Genomic DNA, 19,219 nt, shown 5'->3' on the forward strand with positions numbered 1-19,219 from the left:
TCTCTCGGTTTGACGCTCTGACTGCAGGAGGTCGCCTCTTGAGAGGGAGGCGCGATGGCGCCTAAGCGGAGGCTCCTGCTCTTCACCAACGACTACCCGTATCGGTCGGGCGATGCGGGTTTCGTCGCGACGGAGATCGAGGCGCTGAGCCGGGAGTTCGATGAGGTGCTCGTCTTCACCTACGTCCGGGACCGGGGCGTCGGGAGGATGGCGATGCCCCCGAACGTGCATCTCGGCGGGCACGTGTTCGGCCGCAGCACGGCGGACAAGCTTCGCTGGGCGCGATCCCCCCGAGCATGGGCGATCCTGGCTGAGGCGGCATGGCGTGAGATTCGTGCCCGGCGCCTGCTCAATCACCCGATTGGCTTTCTGAAGGGGGCGTCGGTCGGTCTGTCGATCGCATATCTGCCCGAGGTTGCCCGTGCGTGCAGGCAGCCGAACACGCGGGCCTACGCGTTCTGGGCGATGGGCGCGGGTCTCGCCGTCCCATGGCTTGCCGGGACAGTCGAGCGAGCAGTGCGCGTCCATCGGTACGACCTGTACGAAGAGGACCATCCGACGGGGTATCTCCCGTACCGCGAATTCCTGTTCTCCAGGGTCGATCACATTCTGGCGATCTCCGAGGACGCCGTGCAGTACCTGCGCCGTTATGCGGCAGCTCGCGGCAAGATCCGCCTCAGCCGGCTGGGGACAGTGGGGCCGGCGAGCGTTCCGCCCCAGCGACCCGGCACGGCACGCACGATCGTGTCGTGTTCCTTCGTCACCGACGTGAAGCGTGTCTCGCACATCCTCGAGGCGATGCGCGCACTCGCAGCCCTCAGCGAGCGGCCGATCCGCTGGGTGCACTTCGGGGACGGTCCATTGATGCGGCAGTTGCGCGAGCAGGTCGGCACATCTCCGCATCGCCTCCTCGTCGAGCTGAGAGGCCGCGTCGACCACGAGGAGATCTACCGCTTCTATGAGACCGAGCGTGCGGATCTCTTCGTGAACCTCAGCCGCTCCGAGGGGGTGCCGGTCAGCATCATGGAGGCGATCTCGTTCGGTGTTCCGGTCGTGGCGACTCAGGTCGGCGGCACTCCGGAGATCGTCTCGCCCGAGTTCGGAACCGGCGAGCTCGTGAGTGCGGATGCGGCGCCTGAGGCCGTGGCGGAGGTGATGCAGCGCGTCCTCGACGCTGCGCCCGGCACGTATGATCCTCGTCGTGCCTGGCGACGACGTTTCGATGCTCGGCAGACGAGTGCATACGCGGCCGGCATCATCGCAGGCAGGTTCACCAGTCCTGGCGATGTGGTCGACGATGACGAGGTCCCCGGATCTCAGATATCGGGGCCGCCGAGCGGACGACGCGAGAATCGACTGAAAGGGGGACGACCGAGCATGGAGACCGTGCTGCTGAAGCCGAGCGGCGTTGTCGACGCTGCGGCGCTGGCGGGCCTCGCCGACGCCGGTACTCTGCGGCTGGTCTGCTGGGAAGGTGCGCCCACAGCCGGGATCGAGACGCTTCACGTCCCTCGGAGAAGGTCACCACAGGTGATCGTGAGGCTGTTGGCGGTCATGGAGAGCACGCCTATCGGCCGCATGCTTGTGCGGTTGACGCCATGGGATCCGGGCGCCACGTTCTGGCGAGCGATCGCGCGCGACAGGGCGGTGCATGCGGTCGCCGCCGGAGCCGACATGATCGTCGCAGGAGAACGGGACGCGATCTTCGCCGCATGGCGCCTGCGACGCTCGGCGGGAAGCGCAGCCACCGAGGCGATCAATGGTGTGAGTGCGGCACTGGAGAAGGTCAGCGCATGAACCGGCCTCATCTGCTGTACACCGCCTATGGGTTCCCGCCCAGCCGCGCGGGAGGGGTGTATCGCGCGCTCGCCACAGTCAACGCCTTCGCGGACGCAGGGTGGGACGTCACGGTGCTGACAGTGCCGCGTGAGACGTTCACCCTCGCTGTCGGGGCGGACGAGACGCTCGAAGCTCGCATCGATCCCCGTGTCTCCGTCGTTCGCGTGCCGTTCGCTGCACAGCAGCGCACGACCGATCTCTCGCAATGGTCACGGTTCCGTGCCCGCCAGCCGGAGCTGTGGAACGTGATCGATAGGCTCCGAGACCTTCGACACTTCCCGGAGCCGGCATACGGCAGATGGCGTCCGGCCCTCCTCAGGGCAGCCGAGCAGGTCCACCGGTCGAAGCCCGTCCACCTCGCCATCGGTACCGCTATCCCGAACACCGATCTCCTGGTCGGCTGGCATCTCGCAACGACGCACGGGGTCCCGGCAGTGGTGGATTACCGCGACGGCTGGAGTCTCGACGTGTTCAGCGGACGCGAGACGAACCGGCCGGGTTCCCGTGCACGGCGCTGGGAGCGGCGGCTCATGGCGCACGCGCATGAAATCTGGTTCGTCAACGAGCCGATTCGGGCCTGGCATGCCGAGCGGTTCGCGGAGTGCGCGTCGAAGATGCACGTGGTCGCGAACGGGTATGACGAGTATGACGCCCCTCTGCGTGTGCCCGTCAGAGCAGAGCGAGGAGAAGGGCTGCGGTTCGGCTACGTCGGGACGATCAGCGATCAAGTCCCGCTTGCGCAGACGATCGCCGGGTGGCGCGAAGCACGCAGCCGGGGGCTTCTCTCGCAGCAGGACAGGCTCGTGATCCACGGGTATCTCGGTCACTTCGCGGGAGCAAGTCGAGTGAACGATGTGCTCGCAGGCGTGCGGGAGTCCGACGGCGTGGAGTTCCGGGGAGCCGTGCCCAAGGCCACGATCGGCGAGGTCTACTCGGGCTTCGATGCGCTCGTGTTGATGCTCGGCACCGGACGCTACGTCACGAGTGGCAAGGTCTTCGAGTACGCGGCCACCGGCATTCCCGTCCTGTCCGCTCACGACCCCGGCAACGCAGCGACCGACGTGATGAAGACCTCTCCTTCGTGGGTTCCGTCACGCGGGCTCGACGCTGACGAGCTGGCCGAAGCGTTCGGAGAGGTCGCTCGGATGGCACGTCATCAGACTCAGCAGGAGCGCGAGCGCAGTCAGGCGTGGGGAGAGCAGTTCGAGCGCAGTGCCCAGTTGGAGCCGCGCATCGCCGTGCTGCGCGAGATGGTCGAATCCCGATGATCCGAGTCGCGGTGACCAAAGGGACGTTGCGCATCCCGCCGACGTACTTCGCGGTGCAGCACGCGCTGGAGCTCGGCGACCGCATCGACGCCGCGGTGTTCACCATGTCGGCGCAGATCGACGATCCGTCGATCACGGCAAGGATCCGAGTCCAAGATGCAGGCGCCTGGCTTCACACTCGCTGGCCATCGCTCGAATGGCGTATACGCGAGCGACTCGTGCCGCTCGTCTCGGGTGGGATGCGGCGGGGCATCCACTCGTTCGCGCCCGATGTCGTTCATCAGCACTTCGCGAACTGGTCGGGCGTGGCACGGCTCACCGCCGGCCACCTCCATGTGCCCTTCCTGCTCACGGTCCACGGCGCGGACGTCTACGTGCCGCTCACGACGCTGCGGGAGGCCCCGCTTTCGCGCAAGCCGACGCTCGCCTGGCATCGGCGCACCGTGCGCGCGGCGTATCGCGACGCCGTGCGAATCCTCGCGGTGAGTGAGTATCTTGCGGGCCAAGTGGTCGCCGGCGGCGCCGACGCGTCGAAGGTCGTCGTGCACTATCAGGGCGTCGACACCGAGCTGTACCGCCCGGAGCCCGCACCGGGCCTCGATCGGCCGCTGCGCGTGGTGTTCGTCGGTGCGCTCAGCGAGGCGAAGGGCGTGCCCGACCTGCTCGAGGCCTCGGCTCGCGCGAGCCGGTCCGTGCCCCACGAACTCGTCTTCGTCGGCGACGGTCCGCTGCGGGAGCGCGTTCGCAGCGCTGCCGCACAGGATCCTCGTATCCGGATGACCGGGCAGCTCGACCGCGACGGGGTGCGGCGGGAGCTCGCACAGGCGGACCTGTTCGTGCTGCCGACGCAGCGCGCAGGGCGCTGGCGCGAAGCCGCCGGGCTCGTCACGCTCGAGGCGCAGGCGATGGCCGTGCCGGTGGTCGTCTACGACTCCGGCGGCGCCGGTGAGATGCTCGCTGATGGCGAGACGGGGATCCTGGTTCCTGAGCGGGATGTCGACGCGCTCGCCGACGCGATCCGATTGGTGCTGTCGTTGCCGACCGCCGAGCGCCGCGCGATGGGGCAGCGTGCGCGCGAATTCGTCGTGGCGCACCGCAGCCTCGCCCACAGCGCGGACCAGCTGATGGCCCATTACGAGGAGCTCGTCGGATGACGCGCCCCCGTATCCTCTGCATCTCGCTGTCGCCGATTCATCGCGACGCCCGGGTGTTGCGGCAGCTGAGCGTGCTCAGCGAGTTCGGTGACGTCACGACGGTCGGGTACGGCGACACGCCCCCGGGAGTCGTCCGTCACGTGCGCGTGCCCGACGGCCTCCTCTCGCTCCCGCAGACCCCCTCGGGCGTGCTGCGGCTCGGGCTGCGGGCACACCGCTCGGCGGAACTCGCGGCGCCCGGCGTCGCCTTCGCACGCGACGCACTCGCGGGGGAGCGATTCGACCTCGTCGTCGGGAACGATGCGCGCGTCCTCGCGCTGGCGTTCACGGTCGCAGACGGCGCGCCCGTGTGGGCAGACATGCACGAGTGGGCGCCAGAGGAGCGCACGCACGTGCTGGCGTGGAAGGTGCTCGTCGCGCCTTTCATGGTCCACCTGTGCCGGAAGTACCTGCCCCGCGCGGCCGCGGTGACGACGGTGGGCGGCGAGATCGCCCGGCTCTATGATCGCCACTTCGGGGTGCTCCCCGAGGTGATGCGGAATGCGGCACCGTTCGCAGACCTCGCGCCGTCACCCGTGTCGTCCGATCGGATCCGGCTCGTCCACAGCGGAGGAGCAGTGCACGGGCGCAACCTCGAGCTGATGATCGACGCGATGAAGGCGCTCGACGAGCGCTTCACGCTGGATCTGTACCTTGTGCCCGCCGCGGATGGCGGGCACTACCTGAGCCAGCTTCGAGAACGAGCGGACGGCGATCCGCGGATCACGTTCCGGGACCCGGTTGCTCCTGAGGATCTCCCGCGCACACTCAACGCCTACGACGTCGGCATCTTCTGGATCCCGCCCGTGCACACCAACGCGCGGCTGACGTTGCCGAACAAGCTGTTCGACTACGTGCAGGCGCGCCTCGCGATCGCGATCGGTCCGACCATCGAGATGGTGAACATCGTGCGCGAGCACGACCTCGGAGTCGTCGCCGACGACTTCTCCGTGGACGCGTGTGCGCAGAGCCTGATGCCACTGACGTCGGCGCAGATCGGCGAGTACAAGTCGCAGGCACATGCCGCGGCGCGCGCGCTCAGCTTTGATCACGACCGCGAGGTGGCGCGGGGAATCGTGACGCGTCTGTTGAAGGCCTGAACGGCCGTGGACGGAACCCTCCTAGACTGATCTCCCGTGAAGATCGTCAGCGTCGTCGGAGCCCGTCCGCAGTTCGTCAAGCTCGCACCGATCCACAAGGCGGCCCTCGCCGCCGGCGTCGAGCACGTGATCGTCCACACGGGGCAGCACTACGACCCGATGCTGTCCGACGTGTTCTTCGAGGATCTCGGCATCGGCGCGCCGGATGTGCACCTCGGCGTCGGCAGCGGCTCGCACGGGGTCCAGACGGGGGCCATGCTGGGTGCGCTGGACGCGGTGTTCGACGAGCATCGTCCCGACTGGGTGCTCGTCTACGGCGACACGAACTCCACCGTCGCGGCGGCGCTCAGCGCGGTGAAGATGCACATTCCCGTGGCGCACCTCGAGGCTGGGCTGCGCAGCTTCAACCGGCGCATGCCCGAGGAGCACAATCGCGTGCTCACCGACCATGCCGCGGATCTCCTGCTCGCGCCGACCGAGGTGGCCGTCGGCCACCTCGCGCATGAGGGCCTCGCCGAGCGGACCGTCCTCGTCGGCGACGTCATGACCGACGTGCTCTTCGAGATCCGCGACCATGTGGCAGGCAAGCCGTCGCCGCTCGTGGCCGAGCTCGGCGTGACGCCGGGGGAGCACTACGTGGCGACCATCCACCGCGCCGAGAACACCGATTCGCCCGAGCGGCTGCGCGAGGTCGTCGAGGCGCTGGCGGGCCTGGACCGCCCGGTCGTGCTGCTGGCGCACCCGCGCGTCGTCGCGAAGGCGGCGGAGCACGGCATCGCGCTGACGCGGGGCTCTCTCACCTCCCACGCCCCGCTGGCGTACCCGGACCTCATCGCGGCCGCCCTGGTCAGCGCGGGCGTCGTGACGGATTCGGGCGGGCTTCAGAAGGAGGCGTTCCTGCTGCGTGTGCCGTGCACGACGGTTCGCACCGAGACCGAGTGGGTTGAGACCGTCGAGCTCGGATGGAACCTGCTCGCGAACACCAAGGACGAGATCGCCGCAGGCGTCACCCGTCCCCGTCCGGCCGACACCGACGCCGCGCCGTACGGTGACGGGCACGCGGCCGAGCGCGTCGTCGCGACGCTTGTCGAGCGGGCGGACGCGCGCTGATCTTGCGCGCAGCGTTGCGAACGTAGACTGGCCTTCATGCGCATCGCCGTCGTCGCCCTCGGGAAGATCGGGCTTCCCCTCGCCGTCCAGTTCGCAGATGCAGGTCACGAGGTGGTCGGCGTCGACGTCAATCCGAAGACCGTCGAGCTCGTGAACGCCGCCACCGAGCCGTTCCCCGGCGAGGCGCACCTGCAGGAGAAGCTGAGCGAGCTCGTGCCCGCCGGTCGCCTGCGCGCGACGACGGACTACGGTGACGCGATCCCCGGCGCCGATGCCGTCGTGCTCGTCGTGCCGCTGTTCGTGAACGACGAGACGTGGGAGCCCGACTTCGCATGGATGGACGCCGCGACGGCGTCGCTCGCGGAGCACCTCACGCCCGGCACCCTCGTGTCGTACGAGACGACGCTGCCGGTCGGCACGACGCGCGGGCGCTGGAAGCCCATGCTCGAGGAGGGATCCGGCCTCGTCGAGGGCGAGGACTTCCATCTCGTGTTCTCACCCGAGCGCGTGCTCACCGGGCGCGTGTTCGAGGACCTGCGCAAGTACCCGAAGCTCATCGGCGGCCTCTCGGACGAGGGTGCCCGCCGCGCGCGCGAGTTCTACGAGGCCGTGCTGACGTTCGACGATCGTTCCGACCTCTCCCGCCCGAACGGCGTCTGGGACCTCGGCAGCGCGGAGGCGGCCGAGATGGCCAAGCTCGCGGAGACGACCTATCGTGATGTGAACATCGGACTGGCCAACCAGTTCGCGCTCTTCGCGGGGGCGAACGGCATCGACGTGTACCAGGTGATCGAGGCCTGCAACTCCCAGCCCTACAGCCACATCCACCGCCCCGGCATCGCGGTCGGCGGCCACTGCATCCCGGTGTACCCGCGTCTGTATCTCTCGACCGACCCGGGTGCGGAGATCGTGCGCACGGCCCGGTTGCTCAACGCGGGCATGCCGGAGCACCTCGTGGCGCAGGCAGAGGGCATCCTCGGCGACCTTTCCGGCCTGAAGGCCGTGGTGCTCGGCGCGGCATACCGAGGCGGCGTCAAGGAGACGGCGTTCTCGGGCGTCTTCGCCACAGTTGACGCCCTGCGCTCGCGCGGCGCCGAGGTGACGGTGCACGACCCGATGTACACCGACGAGGAGCTGCGCGGTCTGGGATTGGAGCCGCACCGCCTGGGCGAGCCCGCGGATGTCGCCGTGCTGCAGACGGATCACGCCGACTACCGCGAGCTGACGCCTGCTGCGATCCCCGGTGTGCGCCTGCTCGTCGATGGTCGCAACGCGACCGATGCGTCGGCTTGGGCCGGAACCCCGCGCATCGTCGTCGGCAAGGGCTGACGCGCGACACGTCGCGGTCACAAGCGCCACATCCCTCTCATTGGGACCCCCTCTGTAACACTGGTTGCATGGGTTCCCGATATTCCCTGCTGTCCGGGCGTCGCGAGCGGGCGGCCATCGCCTTCGTGGCCGTCGTCGCGCTCGCGGGGGCGCTGGTGCCTGCGGCGGCGAGCGCGAATGTCGCATCACCGGCCCCGAGTGCGGATGCCGCCACGCCGACTCCGCAGGAGGGGGAGACCGCGGCCCCCGCGGAGGACACGCCGGAGCCGGAGCCCGCTGCGGACGCTACGCCCGACCCCACGCCGTCCGCGACCCCGAGCACCGCGCCATCACCCGAGGCGACGGACGCTCCGGCGCCCGAGCCCACGGAGGACTCCGCCGTGCCGCTGGCGGGAGCCGATTACGAGGGTGACTCGACGCCGGATGAGGCCGACCCGGCGGGCAACGGTGCGGGGCCCGACCATGGGCAGATGAAGACGCGATCGCTGGTGGGATTCCGCCCGGGCAACATCATCACCGACGAGGTGATGTACTCGTCGGGCACCATGTCGACGGCCGAGATCCAGAGCTTCCTCAATCTGAAGGTGCCGACCTGCCGGTCGGGGTACGTGTGCCTGAAGGACTTCCGCCAGACCACGTCGACACGTGCGGCGACGAGCTGGTGCCCCGGCACATATCAGGGCGCATCGAACGAGAGCGCCGCGCAGATCATCTCGAAGGTCTCGCGGGCGTGCGGCGTCAGCGAGAAGGTGCTGCTCGTCATGCTCCAGAAGGAGCAGGGGCTCGTCACCCACACGTGGCCCAGCGACTGGCGCTACACGATCGCGATGGGCTATGCATGCCCCGACAACGCCGACTGCGACACGGCGTTCTACGGCTTCTCGTACCAGGTGTACATGGCCGCCTCGCAGCTGAAGCGCTACACGCTCGACTCGTGGTTCAACTGGTTCCCCGTGGGGCGGACCTCCAACGTGCTCTGGCACCCGAACGCGTCGTGCGGGAGCGCCCCGGTCCTCATCGAGAACGCGGCTACCGCCGCCTTGTACTACTACACGCCGTACCAGCCCAACCAGGCCTCTCTCGCGGCGGGCTACGGAGAGGGCGACGCCTGCTCGTCGTACGGCAACCGGAACTTCTACAACTACTACACCGACTGGTTCGGCTCGACTCGCGAGGCCGGCGGACAGCAGAAGCCCACGGTGGCCTCGCTCAACGCGACGTCGCACCTGCTCGCCGTAGACGGTGGTGGAACGATGTGGGCCTATCCAAGCGACGGACGTGGCGGGTGGGCCGAGCGTGTCGAGGTCGGCTCAGGCTGGGGCGGATACAGTCAGGTTCTGGGTGTGGGCGACCTGGACGGCGATGGCAACCGCGATATCGTGCCGGTCGAGGCTTCAGGCGCCGCATGGCTGCATCGTGGCGACGGAAAGCTGGGCTTTCGAGGCAGGACCCCGCTGAACGTCGACTGGTCGGGCGCAGGCCTCATCGTCAACGCGGGCGACTTCGACGGAGACGGGATCCCGGACGTCTTCACAAGGGCACCCAACGGAGACCTTCTCCTGTGGCGGGGAGCGGACGGTGGGAGCTTCCGCGCTCCGAAGGTCGTTGGGTGGCGCTGGAACGGAATGAACCTGGTCATCGGTGCCGGCGACATGACTGGGGACGGCAACGCGGACGTCATCGCGCGCCGGACGGACGGTGCGCTGTTCCTGTACCGAGGCGACGGCAAGGGCCGCTGGCTCGGATCCACTCAGATCGGGCACGGATGGCGCAGCATGAGCGGGATCTTCGCCCCCGGGGACTTCAACGGCGATGGGAAGAGTGACCTTCTGGGGCTCACCGCCACAGGCGAGGTAAACCTGTACACCAATCTCGGCGACGGACGCGTCACATCAGCCGGCAGGATCGGCCATGGTTGGCGCGGGTTCACCAAGATAACGAGCGCCGGCCCCGTCGCCAGCGGCGCGATCCGCCCGTTCCATGCGGGAATGGGAGACGTCGACGGTGACGGCAACCGGGACGTCCTCGCGTTGACGAATGCCGGCGAACTCAGGCTGTACCCGGGCGATGGAAGCGGCGGTTGGCAAACGACTAGGACAGTTGCGACGAGCTGGAGTACGGCTGACCACACGTTCTCGATAGGGGACTTCACGGGGAACGGGGTCGGGGACGTGGGGCGCGTCACCGAATCCGGCCGACTGTACGTCTATCCTGGGCGCGGTGATGGCACGTTCGGCGACCGTCTGCACGTCACGAACGGCCTGCCGCCGAACGGCCTGTTCATCGGGGGGATGGACTTTAACAACGACCGAAGCGTCGATCTGATCGTTCGTGACGGGGCCGGTACCCTTCGGCTGTATCGCAACAACGGCAGCGGCGGGTTGCAATCGGGCTACGAGGAGATCGGCTGGCGCTGGGGTAGCATGAGCGCCATCTTCTACGCGGGCGACTTCGATGGTGATGGCCTGGGCGATCTCATCGCGCGAACAGCGGACGGGACGTTGAAGCTCTACCCGTCGAACGGTGCTGGCGGGTGGAAACCTGCCCGTGAAATCGGCTGGAACTGGAACGGTCTCAAACGCCTGTTCAGCCCGGGGGACTTCGACGGCGACGGCAATGCCGACGTCATCGGCGTCAACGGCAACCAGCAGCTCGTGCTTTACCGCGGTGATGGCGGCGGGGGTTGGAATGGCAGCAGGGTGATCGGATACAACTGGCGCTCGATGTCCTGGATCGGCTGAGGCCGATGCCGTGCCGGCAGTCCGCCACAGGCAGCCCGGGGGTCGGTGTCCCCGGCGGCGAGCTGCCTGCGATGTCCTGGATCGGCTGAGGCCGGGCCCGGCCTCGTCCGTCAGCGCTGGCCGGTCTCGGCTCGGTCGGTTTCGGGGTCGCGGTGGCGGAAGACGACGCGCGCGTAGAGGATGTAGTTCCACGTCATCGACACGACGGTCGCCGCGAGCTTGCCGATCAGCAGGACGAGATTCTCGTCGAGGGTCCACAGCTCGTCGAGGACCCAACCGACGCCCACGATCACGAGAGGCTGCAGCACCCACAGCCCGAAGAGCGTGACGACGAGGAACAGCGCGAACTGCCGTCCGCGGCCCCCTCCGCTGCGGAACGTGTAGCTGCGGTTGAGGAGAAAGCTCACGCAGAGCCCCACCGTCGTCGAAACGGTGTTGGCGACGATGAGCGGCACGCCGAGGGCGCGCAGCAGGAACAGGATGGCGAAGTCGACGGCGGTGTTGAGACCGCCGACCAGCGCGAATCGGATGAGCTGCATCAGTCGTCCGAGCGTGCGGACCCGCGAGCGGATTCGCGGCTCTCGCCGACGAAGTACGGGGGTCGGTTCTTCGTCTCCATGAAGACGCGCCCCAGGTACTCGCCGATGATGCCGAGCGACAGCAGCTGCACGCCCCCGAGGAAGAGGATGACCGCCATGAGCGACGGATACCCGTCGACTGTCGCGACGCCCATCAGGGCGCGCACGACGATGACGATCATGTAGACGAACGCCACGGCGGAGATCACGAAGCCGAGCATCGCCGACCAGCGCAGGGGAGCGGTCGTGAAGGAGGTGAGTCCGTCGATGGCGAAGTTGAAGAGCTTGCGGTAGTTCCACTTCGTCTGCCCCGCGTGACGCGGCTCGCGGTCGTACGTGATCTCCTTCTTACGGAAGCCGATCCAGTCGAACATGCCCTTCGTGTAGCGCTCCGACTCGCGGAACTGTGTGAGGGCGTCGACACAGCGGCGGTCGAGCAGACGGAAGTCGCCCGTATCGCGCTGGATCGGAATGTGCGTGGAGCGCTCGAGAACGCGGTAGAAGACCTTGGACGTCGTCTTCTTCATCCACGACTCGCCCTCGCGAGAGCGCCGTCGGGCGAAGACGTCCTCGTACCCCTCCTCCCAATACGAGAGCATCTGCGGGATGAGCTCGGGGGGATCCTGGAGGTCGGCGTCCAGGATCACGACGCAGTCGCCACGCACGTGATCGAGCCCGGCCAGCATCGCGATCTCCTTGCCGAAGTTGCGCGACAGGGAGACGTACGCCACACGCTCATCGCTCTCGCTGAACTCGCGCATCAGCCGCAGCGACTCGTCCGACGACCCGTCGTCGACGAGCAGCAGCTCGAAGTCATACGCCGGCAGCGACTGCGTGATCGCGTCGACGCGTTCATACAGGTGCGGCAGAACCTCCTGCTCGTTGTACACGGGGACGAGCAGCGTCACCAGCTTGCGATGATCAGTCACGGACACCTCCGGATTCGGCCTGCGCGGCCCGGGTACGGGAACGGATGGCCACGATCGCGAGGGCGAGCCCGCCGAGCGCGCCGGCGCCCGCCAGCGGCAGCGCCCAGCGCCACGAGCGGGGAGCATACGAGATCGTCACGTCACCCTCGAATTCGGCTGGCACCTCGACGGCGAGCAGGGTGTCGTCATAGGGGGTGATCTTCAGCGGCTCTCCGGTCGACGCGGTGGCGCTGTATCCGGGCCAGGCGAGGCGGGAGAAGAGGAGCGTGCCAGCATCGTCGCTCGCGTTGCGGACCTCGATGCGTTCGACGCGGTCGGCGGCCTCGACGGTGGCGACGTCGGTCAGCTCGGGCGAAGCCCAAGAGAGGGTGCCGTTCATCGGTTCGTGTGTGCGATCGATCCAGAGCGTGTCGTCGCCGTCGCGGGCCAGCACCTCGAAGCCGCACTCCTCGAGCGCCGCGCGGCGCGCCCCCGAGCCCTTGCCGGGCTCGGCCACCGTGACGACGCTGCGCACACCCCACACGGTCAGCTCGCACAGAGTGGGATCGATCTGAGAGGGCTGGGCCATGGCGTCGACAGCGGCGAGTCTCACCATGCCCTGTACGGCGATGGGCGCCAGACGCTCCTGGTACGGGGTGAAGCCCACGGGGTCGTAGCCGTTGAGCAACGGCACATCGGCCAGCAGGTAGCGTGCCGCCGCGAGGTCGGGCAGAACCGCATTGTCGTAGGTGAAGTACGCCACGGCGTGGAGCAGATAGCCATCCGGCAGCTCCGTGGCGAGCTCCTCGGAGGCCGACAGGTCGGGGACGGACGTCGGCCCCATGAAGGCGTCGCCGAGCCCGCGCGGCATCTGGGCGCCCACGACCGCGACACCCAGCACCCCCGCGGCGATCGTGAGCGCGCCGACGCGGCGCATGCGCATCGCCAGCACGAGCACGACGGCCGCGATGGCGAGCGTCGCGGCCGGGAGCAGGATGCCGCTGCGGCCGGACTCGAAGACGGTGGGCACGCGGAACGCGCCGAAGGCGACGACCACGCCCAGTGCGCCGAGGGCGACGGCGACGCGGCGCCACGTGAACGCCATCGTGGCGTGCGTGAGAATGATCGCCGCGGCGAGCGCGATGAAGACGCTCCCGTACGGGATCATGCGGAACGGCATCCGCAGCGGCCCGAACTCGGAGGGCAGCTGCGTGAGGAACAGGAAGACGCCCGCCAGCAGCAGGGCGAAGCGCACGTCGCCGCGGCGGAGAAGCCGGCCCCAGTCGCGCACGAAGGCCAGGGAGACGAGGCCGAGCGAGACGAGCGCGATCGGGATGGGCCACCAGCGGTAGCCGCCCCAGATGTGCCAGTAGTCGCCGCCCGACGGGTTGACGATGTTCAGCAGCTGGGACAGCGCGGGAACGCCGAGATTGTCGTTGGTGATGTTCGTCGTGCGTGCGAGGGAGCCGCCCGAGGTGAGGTACTCGCTGATCAGCGGTAGCCCGACGAGGATCGCGACCGCCGCCGCCGCCGCCAGCCGCCAGGGCGCGAGGAACCATCGCCGGGTGGCGGCGCGGCGTGCGTCCAGAGCGATGCGCAACCAGTAAGCGGTGTACAGGATCGCCATCGCCACGAAGCCATGGGGCCATCCGATGAGGAGCGTGTAGATGGAGGCGAGGCCGACGAAGATCGCCGAGAAGCCCGTGCGGTCGCGGAAGTGCCACTGCAGCGCAGCCAACACGAACAGGAAGGCCGACATGCCGATGCCCGCGTTCCACCATGCGGGCAGGTACATGAACAGCATCATCGGCCCCGTGGCGACCGTCAGGGCGACGAACCAGCGCATCGTCCGGTTCGCGCCGAACGCCGCCGCTGCGGCGTAGCCGCCCAGCATGGCGCCCCACAGGTTGAGCACGACGACGAGCCCGCCCGTGATCTCGATCGACGCCGTTGCGCTCCAGGTGAGTGCGGCCGCGATCATCGTCGGGTGGAACATGCTGCGCTGGAAGTTGATGAGCAGATTGCCGCCGCTGAGTGAATCGGCGGTGAAGATCGGCAGCTGACCGGACGCGAGCAGGCGCGCCTCCTCCGCGATGTACGGCAGGAACTCGTTCACCGCGTCGTCGCGTAGGAAGAACCCCGGGGTGATGAGGTTGACCATGACCACGAGCGCGAGGGCGATCATCCCGGTCACGAGGACGGGCACCGATGCGCCCCAGAGCCGAGACCGCATCCCGACCATCCCTTCTCGCCGCACTTCGGCGCAGATCCCCCCAGCCTACCGGCGGGTCGGAGCGTCCTTTCGCACACCGGGACCTGAGCTGTCAGGGAATCCCCTTCGTTGCTGAGAGAATGGACCCCATGACTGATCTCCTCGTCGTCGGATCCGGCTTCTTCGGACTCACCATCGCCGAACGGGCCGCGCAGGCCGGCCGCAAGGTCACTGTGATCGAGCGCCGTCACCACATCGGCGGCAACGCCTACAGCGAGGCCGAGCCCGAGACCGGGATCGAGGTGCACCGGTACGGCGCGCACCTGTTCCACACCTCGAACGAGAGCGTGTGGGAGTACGTCAACCGGTTCACGACCTTCACGAACTACGTGCACCGCGTATACTCCACGCACAAGGGCCAGGTGTTCGCGCTTCCCGTCAACCTGCACACGATCAACCAGTTCTTCCAGGCGGCGTACACGCCCGACGAGGCGCGCGCGCTCGTGAAGGAACAGGCCGGCGAGTTCGACGTGAAGACGGCGCGCAACTTCTACGAGAAGGGCGTCGCGCTCGTGGGGCGCCCGCTGTTCGAGGCCTTCTTCGCCCACTACACGGCCAAGCAGTGGCAGACCTCGCCCGAGAAGCTCTCTGGCGACATCGTCAGCCGCCTGCCCGTGCGCTACAACTACGACAACCGCTACTTCAACGACACGTACGAGGGGCTGCCGACCGACGGCTACACGGCATGGCTCGAGCGGATGGCCGACCACCCCAACATCGAGGTCAAGCTGAACGTCGACTTCTTCGACGAGTCGCAGCCGCTCAGCAAGAAGGCCGTCGTCGGGCAGCTGCCCGTCGTCTACACCGGCCCGGTGGATCGCTACTTCGACTACGCCGAGGGCGCCCTCAGCTGGCGCACGCTCGACTTCGAGGAGGAGGTGCTGAACGTCGGCGACTTCCAGGGCACCCCGGTCATGAACTACCCGGATCCGGACGTGCCGTTCACGCGCATCCACGAGTTCAAGCACTTCCACCCGGAGCGCAAGGACGTCTACCCGACGGACAAGACCGTCATCATGCGCGAGTTCTCGCGCTTCGCCACGCGCGACGACGAGCCGTACTACCCCGTCAACACCGACGAGGACCGCAAGGGCCTGCTGGCGTACCGCGAGCTCGCCAAGGGCGAGGAGGACGTGCACTTCGGCGGGCGCCTGGGCACGTACCAGTACCTCGACATGCACATGGCCATCGGCTCGGCGCTGTCGATGTGGCGCAACGAGTTCGGCGGATCCGACGACTGACGCGTGATCGGCTGACGATTCCATGACCTGGGTCGCCGCCGTGCCGTCGATCCTCGTCGCGGTGGCGCTCGCCGTCGTGCCGGGGCTCGCGGCCACGGCCCCGCTGCGCCTGGGCGTGCTCGCGCGCGTCGCGCTGGCCGGCCCCGTGAGCGTGTGCATCGCCGGGATCGCGGCGATCGCCTTCGGGGCGGCGCGCCTGCCGTACCAGGCATGGCAGCTGCTGCCGGTCACGGCGCTCGCCGCGGGTCTGGCTCTCGCCGCCCGGCGGGCGGTGCCGCGCGTCGGGACGACGCCGCGCCACGGGCTGCGCTGGGCGCTGGGCATCGTCGGGGCACTGTCGGCGCTCGCCGCGGCCGTCGCCGCGTTCTGGCGCGTGCCCGATCCGGATCGGATCTCGCAGACCTACGACAACGTCTTCCACCTCTCGGCCGTCGCCGCGATCCTCGACGGGTTTTCCGGGTCGTCGCTCACGCTGCGCTCCCTCAACGAGACCGCGGACGCGGGGATCGCGTACTACCCGGCGGCCTGGCACGACCTCGTGGCGCTCACCTCCCAGCTGTCGGGCGCGAGCGTGCCGGTCGCGTTCAACGCCGCGTGGCTGGCGATGGTCGCGGCCGTGTGGCTGCCGGGCGTCGCGTGGCTCGCGCACGTGCTCGTCCGCGACCGGCTCGCCGCCCTCGTGGCGCTGCCGCTCGGGGTGTCGTTCGGCTGGTTCCCGTACGGCCTGCTCACGTGGGGCACGATCTACCCGACGGCCCTCGCGCACGCGCTGCTGCCCGCCGCCGTGGCCGCGACGGTGCTCGCGGTGCGCGCGGCGTCGGCGGCCCGGCCGGGGCGGCGGGTGCGGGCCTGGCTCCTCGGGGCGGGCGCCGTGGCGCCGACGCTCGCGGCGATCGCCCTGGCGCACCCGCGCGTGCTTCCCACGTGGGCGCTGCTCGTCGCGCCGTTCGTGCTGTGGCGGCTCGGGTCCGGCTTCGCACGCGCCTGGCGCGAGGGCGGCCATGCCCGGCGCAGGGCCGTCGTGGCGCTGTCGGCGTTCGGCGGCGCCGTGCTGCTCGCCGCCGCCGCCGCGTTCGCCTACGCCGTCGTGGGCCTCGGCCTGTTCGACGAGCCGCTCGAGGACCGCCTGAGCGGGCCGCAGGCTCAGGCCGTGCAGTCGGTGGGCGAGGGCCTCGCGCAGGTGCTGCTGCTGCGGTCCATGACGGGGGTCGACGGCATCGTGACGCTCGCGTCGCCGCTGCTCGCGCTCGCCGTCGCCGCGGGCGTCGTCGTCGCGATCCGCCGCCCGAGAACCCGTTGGATCGTCGTCTCGTACGCGATCGCGGCGGCCCTGTTCGTCCTCGCCGCCGGATCGGACGACGTCGTCACGAAGGTGGTCACCGGCGTCTGGTATAAGGACCGGTTCCGGCTGGCGGCCGCTCTGCCGGTGCTCGCCGTGCCGCTGGCGGCGATGGGCATCCTCGCGGTGATGAGGCGCATCGTGCCCCGGGCGGCGGCTGCGCCGCGGCGCGCGTCGGTCACGGCGGTCGGCGCCGCAGCGGTCATCGCGCTGACCGCGACGGTCACGCTGGCGGCCTCCGGGATCACGCACTCGGTCGCTCGGGTGTTCCATCAGCCGGCGAGCGGCGCGCAGGGGGAGGTGGTGTCGACGGCGCAGATCGCGTTCATGCGCGATGTCGTCGCCGGCGTGGTGCCGCGGGACCAGCGGGTGCTCGGCGACCCCTGGGACGGCAGCGCCCTCACCCAGCTGTTCGCGGGGCGCGAGCCGGTCTTCCCCCACGTGAACGGGCAGTGGGACCCGGCGCGGCTCGAGCTCGCGTGGCGGCTGCAGGAGATCGAGACGAACCCGGCGGTGTGCGCGGCGCTCGACGAGCTGCGGGTGCGCCACGTGCTCTACAACCCGCACGAGTTCGGCGGGGGAGACCCCGCGGGCAACCACTTCCCCGGGCCCCATGCCGCCGTCGAGGCGGGGCTGTTCGCGCCCGCCGACACCGACGGGGAGTCTGTGCTCTACCGGATCGACCAGTGCGGACCCCTGCCCTGATCCGCGCCACCGCGGCATGCGGTCGGCGTCCACCCGGCGACCGTAGGATCGTACTGTGACAGCCACACGAGCGGGAGCGCCGCGATCCCTGCGCCGCTACGTGCACTCGCTCTGGCTGCTGTCGGCGCGTGACCTGCGCGTGCGCTACGCGACCAGCTGGCTCGGGTACCTGTGGAGCGTGCTCGATCCGCTCATCATGAGCGCGATCTACTGGTTCGTCTTCACGCAGATCTTCCACCGCTCGGTCGGTGAGGAACCGTACATCGTCTTCCTCATCGCGGCGCTGCTGCCGTGGGCGTGGTTCAACGCCGCCGTCGGCGACTTCACGAAGGCGTTCAGCAAGGACGCGAAGCTCGTGCGCTCCACGTCGATCCCGCGCTCGATCTGGATCGGCCGGATCGTGGTGTCGAAGGGTGTGGAGTTCCTCTGCTCGCTGCCGGTGCTCGCCGTCTTCGCGATCTGGGGCGGGGCGACGGTGGGATGGGGGCTGCTGTGGTTCCCCGTCGCGATCCTCGTCCAGCTCGCGCTGCTCGTGGGGCTCGGCCTCATCGTGGCGCCGCTGTGCGTGCTGTTCAGCGACCTGGAGCGCACGACCCGCCTCATCCTGCGCGCGCTCTTCTACGCCTCGCCGATCATCTACAGCGTGAAGGACCTGCCGGACGGGTTCGGCTGGCTCGAGGTCGCCAATCCGCTCGCCGGCATCTTCACGATGTACCGGGTCGGGTTCTTCCCCGACCAGTGGGACACGCCGGCGGTGATCGGGAGCGTGCTGCTGAGCCTCATCGTGCTCGGCGCGGGCGTGCTGACGTTCCGCGCCCTCGAGCGTCCGATGCTGAAGGAGCTGTGATGGCGGAGCAGGGCAGCCAGAACGCGATCGAGGTGACGGGCCTCGGCGTGCGGTTCCGGCGCAACCGGCGCGGGCGGCGCAGCATCAAATCGCTGTTCGCGGGTGCCCGCCGCCGCATGCCCAAGGGCGAGTTCTGGGCGCTGCGCGACGTGTCCTTCTCGGTGAAGCCGGGGGAGTCGATCGGCGTGATCGGCCGCAACGGCCAGGGCAAGTCGACCCTGCTGAAGCTCGTCGCCGGCGTGCTGCTGCCCGACGAGGGCCGGGTGCGCGTGAACGGGGGAGTGGCGCCGCTGATCGAACTCACGGGCGGTTTCGTCGGCGACCTGACGGTGCGCGAGAACGTGCGCCTCACCTCGGGCCTGCACGGCATGACGCGCACGGAGGTCTCGGCGCGCTACGACGAGATCATCGCGTTTTCCGAGCTGGAGGAGTTCCAGGACACCCCCTACAAGCACCTCTCGAACGGCATGAAGGTGCGCCTGGCCTTCGCCGTCGTCTCGCAGCTGGACGAGCCGATCCTCCTCGTCGACGAGGTGCTGGCGGTGGGCGACAAGGCCTTCCGGGCCAAGTGCTACGCCCGCATCGACGAGCTGCTCTCGGAGGGACGCACCCTCTTCTTCGTGAGCCACAACGAGCGCGACCTGCAGCGCTTCTGCACGCGCGGCCTCTACATCCGCGAGCACCGCCTCGTGATGGACGGGCCGATCGACGAGGTCATCGCGCAGTACAACGCCGACAACGCCGGCTGA

At 69.0% G+C, this 19,219-nt stretch carries 14 protein-coding genes; 11 read left to right on the top strand and 3 right to left on the bottom strand.

Annotated features, from left to right (window positions below):
• Nucleotides 1-54: 54 nt before the first annotated feature.
• The 7 genes from ACWDR7_RS09750 (at nucleotide 55) to ACWDR7_RS09780 (ending at nucleotide 10,580) form a co-directional block, all read left to right on the top strand.
• Nucleotides 55-1,797, top strand: a complete 1,743-nt coding sequence (locus tag ACWDR7_RS09750) for a glycosyltransferase (RefSeq protein WP_449854721.1) — start codon at nucleotides 55-57, stop codon at nucleotides 1,795-1,797.
• Nucleotides 1,794-3,107: a glycosyl transferase gene (locus ACWDR7_RS09755; protein WP_449854722.1), complete on the top strand. Its 1,314-nt coding sequence runs from the start codon at nucleotides 1,794-1,796 to the stop codon at nucleotides 3,105-3,107. The genes ACWDR7_RS09750 and ACWDR7_RS09755 overlap by 4 nt, the downstream gene beginning before the upstream one ends.
• The gene (locus ACWDR7_RS09760) at nucleotides 3,104-4,261 is read left to right on the top strand and encodes a glycosyltransferase (protein WP_449854740.1); all 1,158 of its coding nucleotides are present in this window, start codon (nucleotides 3,104-3,106) and stop codon (nucleotides 4,259-4,261) included. The genes ACWDR7_RS09755 and ACWDR7_RS09760 overlap by 4 nt, the downstream gene beginning before the upstream one ends.
• Nucleotides 4,258-5,400 carry a hypothetical protein gene (locus ACWDR7_RS09765; RefSeq protein WP_449854723.1) on the top strand — a complete coding sequence of 381 codons (1,143 nt, stop codon included), beginning with the start codon at nucleotides 4,258-4,260 and terminating at the stop codon, nucleotides 5,398-5,400. The genes ACWDR7_RS09760 and ACWDR7_RS09765 overlap by 4 nt, the downstream gene beginning before the upstream one ends.
• Before the next feature lie 36 nt (nucleotides 5,401-5,436).
• Entirely contained in the window at nucleotides 5,437-6,510 is a 1,074-nt protein-coding gene (gene wecB / locus ACWDR7_RS09770; protein WP_449854724.1) for a non-hydrolyzing UDP-N-acetylglucosamine 2-epimerase, read from the top strand.
• 36 nt (nucleotides 6,511-6,546) lie between these two features.
• Nucleotides 6,547-7,839 (top strand): nucleotide sugar dehydrogenase, encoded by a 1,293-nt coding sequence (locus tag ACWDR7_RS09775; protein WP_449854725.1) that lies wholly within the window; start codon nucleotides 6,547-6,549, stop codon nucleotides 7,837-7,839.
• Nucleotides 7,840-7,907: 68 nt separating this feature from the next.
• Nucleotides 7,908-10,580 (top strand): FG-GAP-like repeat-containing protein, encoded by a 2,673-nt coding sequence (locus ACWDR7_RS09780; RefSeq protein WP_449854726.1) that lies wholly within the window; start codon nucleotides 7,908-7,910, stop codon nucleotides 10,578-10,580.
• A gap of 110 nt (nucleotides 10,581-10,690) precedes the next feature.
• Here ACWDR7_RS09780 and ACWDR7_RS09785 read toward each other — a convergent pair whose 3' ends face one another.
• From ACWDR7_RS09785 to ACWDR7_RS09795, 3 genes are read right to left on the bottom strand one after another with little or no spacing between them, the layout of a single operon-like run.
• A complete protein-coding gene (locus ACWDR7_RS09785; RefSeq protein ID WP_449854727.1) occupies nucleotides 10,691-11,119 on the bottom strand; it encodes a GtrA family protein in 429 nt (142 codons plus the stop codon).
• A complete protein-coding gene (locus ACWDR7_RS09790) occupies nucleotides 11,119-12,087 on the bottom strand; it encodes a glycosyltransferase family 2 protein (protein WP_449854728.1) in 969 nt (322 codons plus the stop codon). The genes ACWDR7_RS09785 and ACWDR7_RS09790 overlap by 1 nt, the downstream gene beginning before the upstream one ends.
• Nucleotides 12,080-14,299 carry a hypothetical protein gene (locus ACWDR7_RS09795; RefSeq protein WP_449854729.1) on the bottom strand — a complete coding sequence of 740 codons (2,220 nt, stop codon included), beginning with the start codon at nucleotides 14,297-14,299 and terminating at the stop codon, nucleotides 12,080-12,082. The genes ACWDR7_RS09790 and ACWDR7_RS09795 overlap by 8 nt, the downstream gene beginning before the upstream one ends.
• A gap of 128 nt (nucleotides 14,300-14,427) precedes the next feature.
• On the opposite strand from ACWDR7_RS09795, the gene glf reads away from it, so the two are divergent.
• The 4 genes from glf to ACWDR7_RS09815 are packed head-to-tail and all read left to right on the top strand — an operon-like array spanning nucleotide 14,428 to nucleotide 19,219.
• Nucleotides 14,428-15,579, top strand: coding sequence for a UDP-galactopyranose mutase (gene glf, locus ACWDR7_RS09800; RefSeq protein ID WP_449854730.1), 1,152 nt, complete (start codon nucleotides 14,428-14,430; stop codon nucleotides 15,577-15,579).
• 22 nt (nucleotides 15,580-15,601) lie between these two features.
• Nucleotides 15,602-17,623 (top strand): DUF6541 family protein, encoded by a 2,022-nt coding sequence (locus tag ACWDR7_RS09805; RefSeq protein WP_449854731.1) that lies wholly within the window; start codon nucleotides 15,602-15,604, stop codon nucleotides 17,621-17,623.
• A 55-nt stretch (nucleotides 17,624-17,678) separates the two neighbouring features.
• The gene (locus ACWDR7_RS09810) at nucleotides 17,679-18,470 is read left to right on the top strand and encodes an ABC transporter permease (protein ID WP_449854732.1); all 792 of its coding nucleotides are present in this window, start codon (nucleotides 17,679-17,681) and stop codon (nucleotides 18,468-18,470) included.
• Entirely contained in the window at nucleotides 18,470-19,219 is a 750-nt protein-coding gene (locus tag ACWDR7_RS09815; RefSeq protein ID WP_449854733.1) for an ABC transporter ATP-binding protein, read from the top strand. The genes ACWDR7_RS09810 and ACWDR7_RS09815 overlap by 1 nt, the downstream gene beginning before the upstream one ends.

The sequence above is a fragment of the Microbacterium sp. NPDC003461 genome (assembly GCF_053588335.1).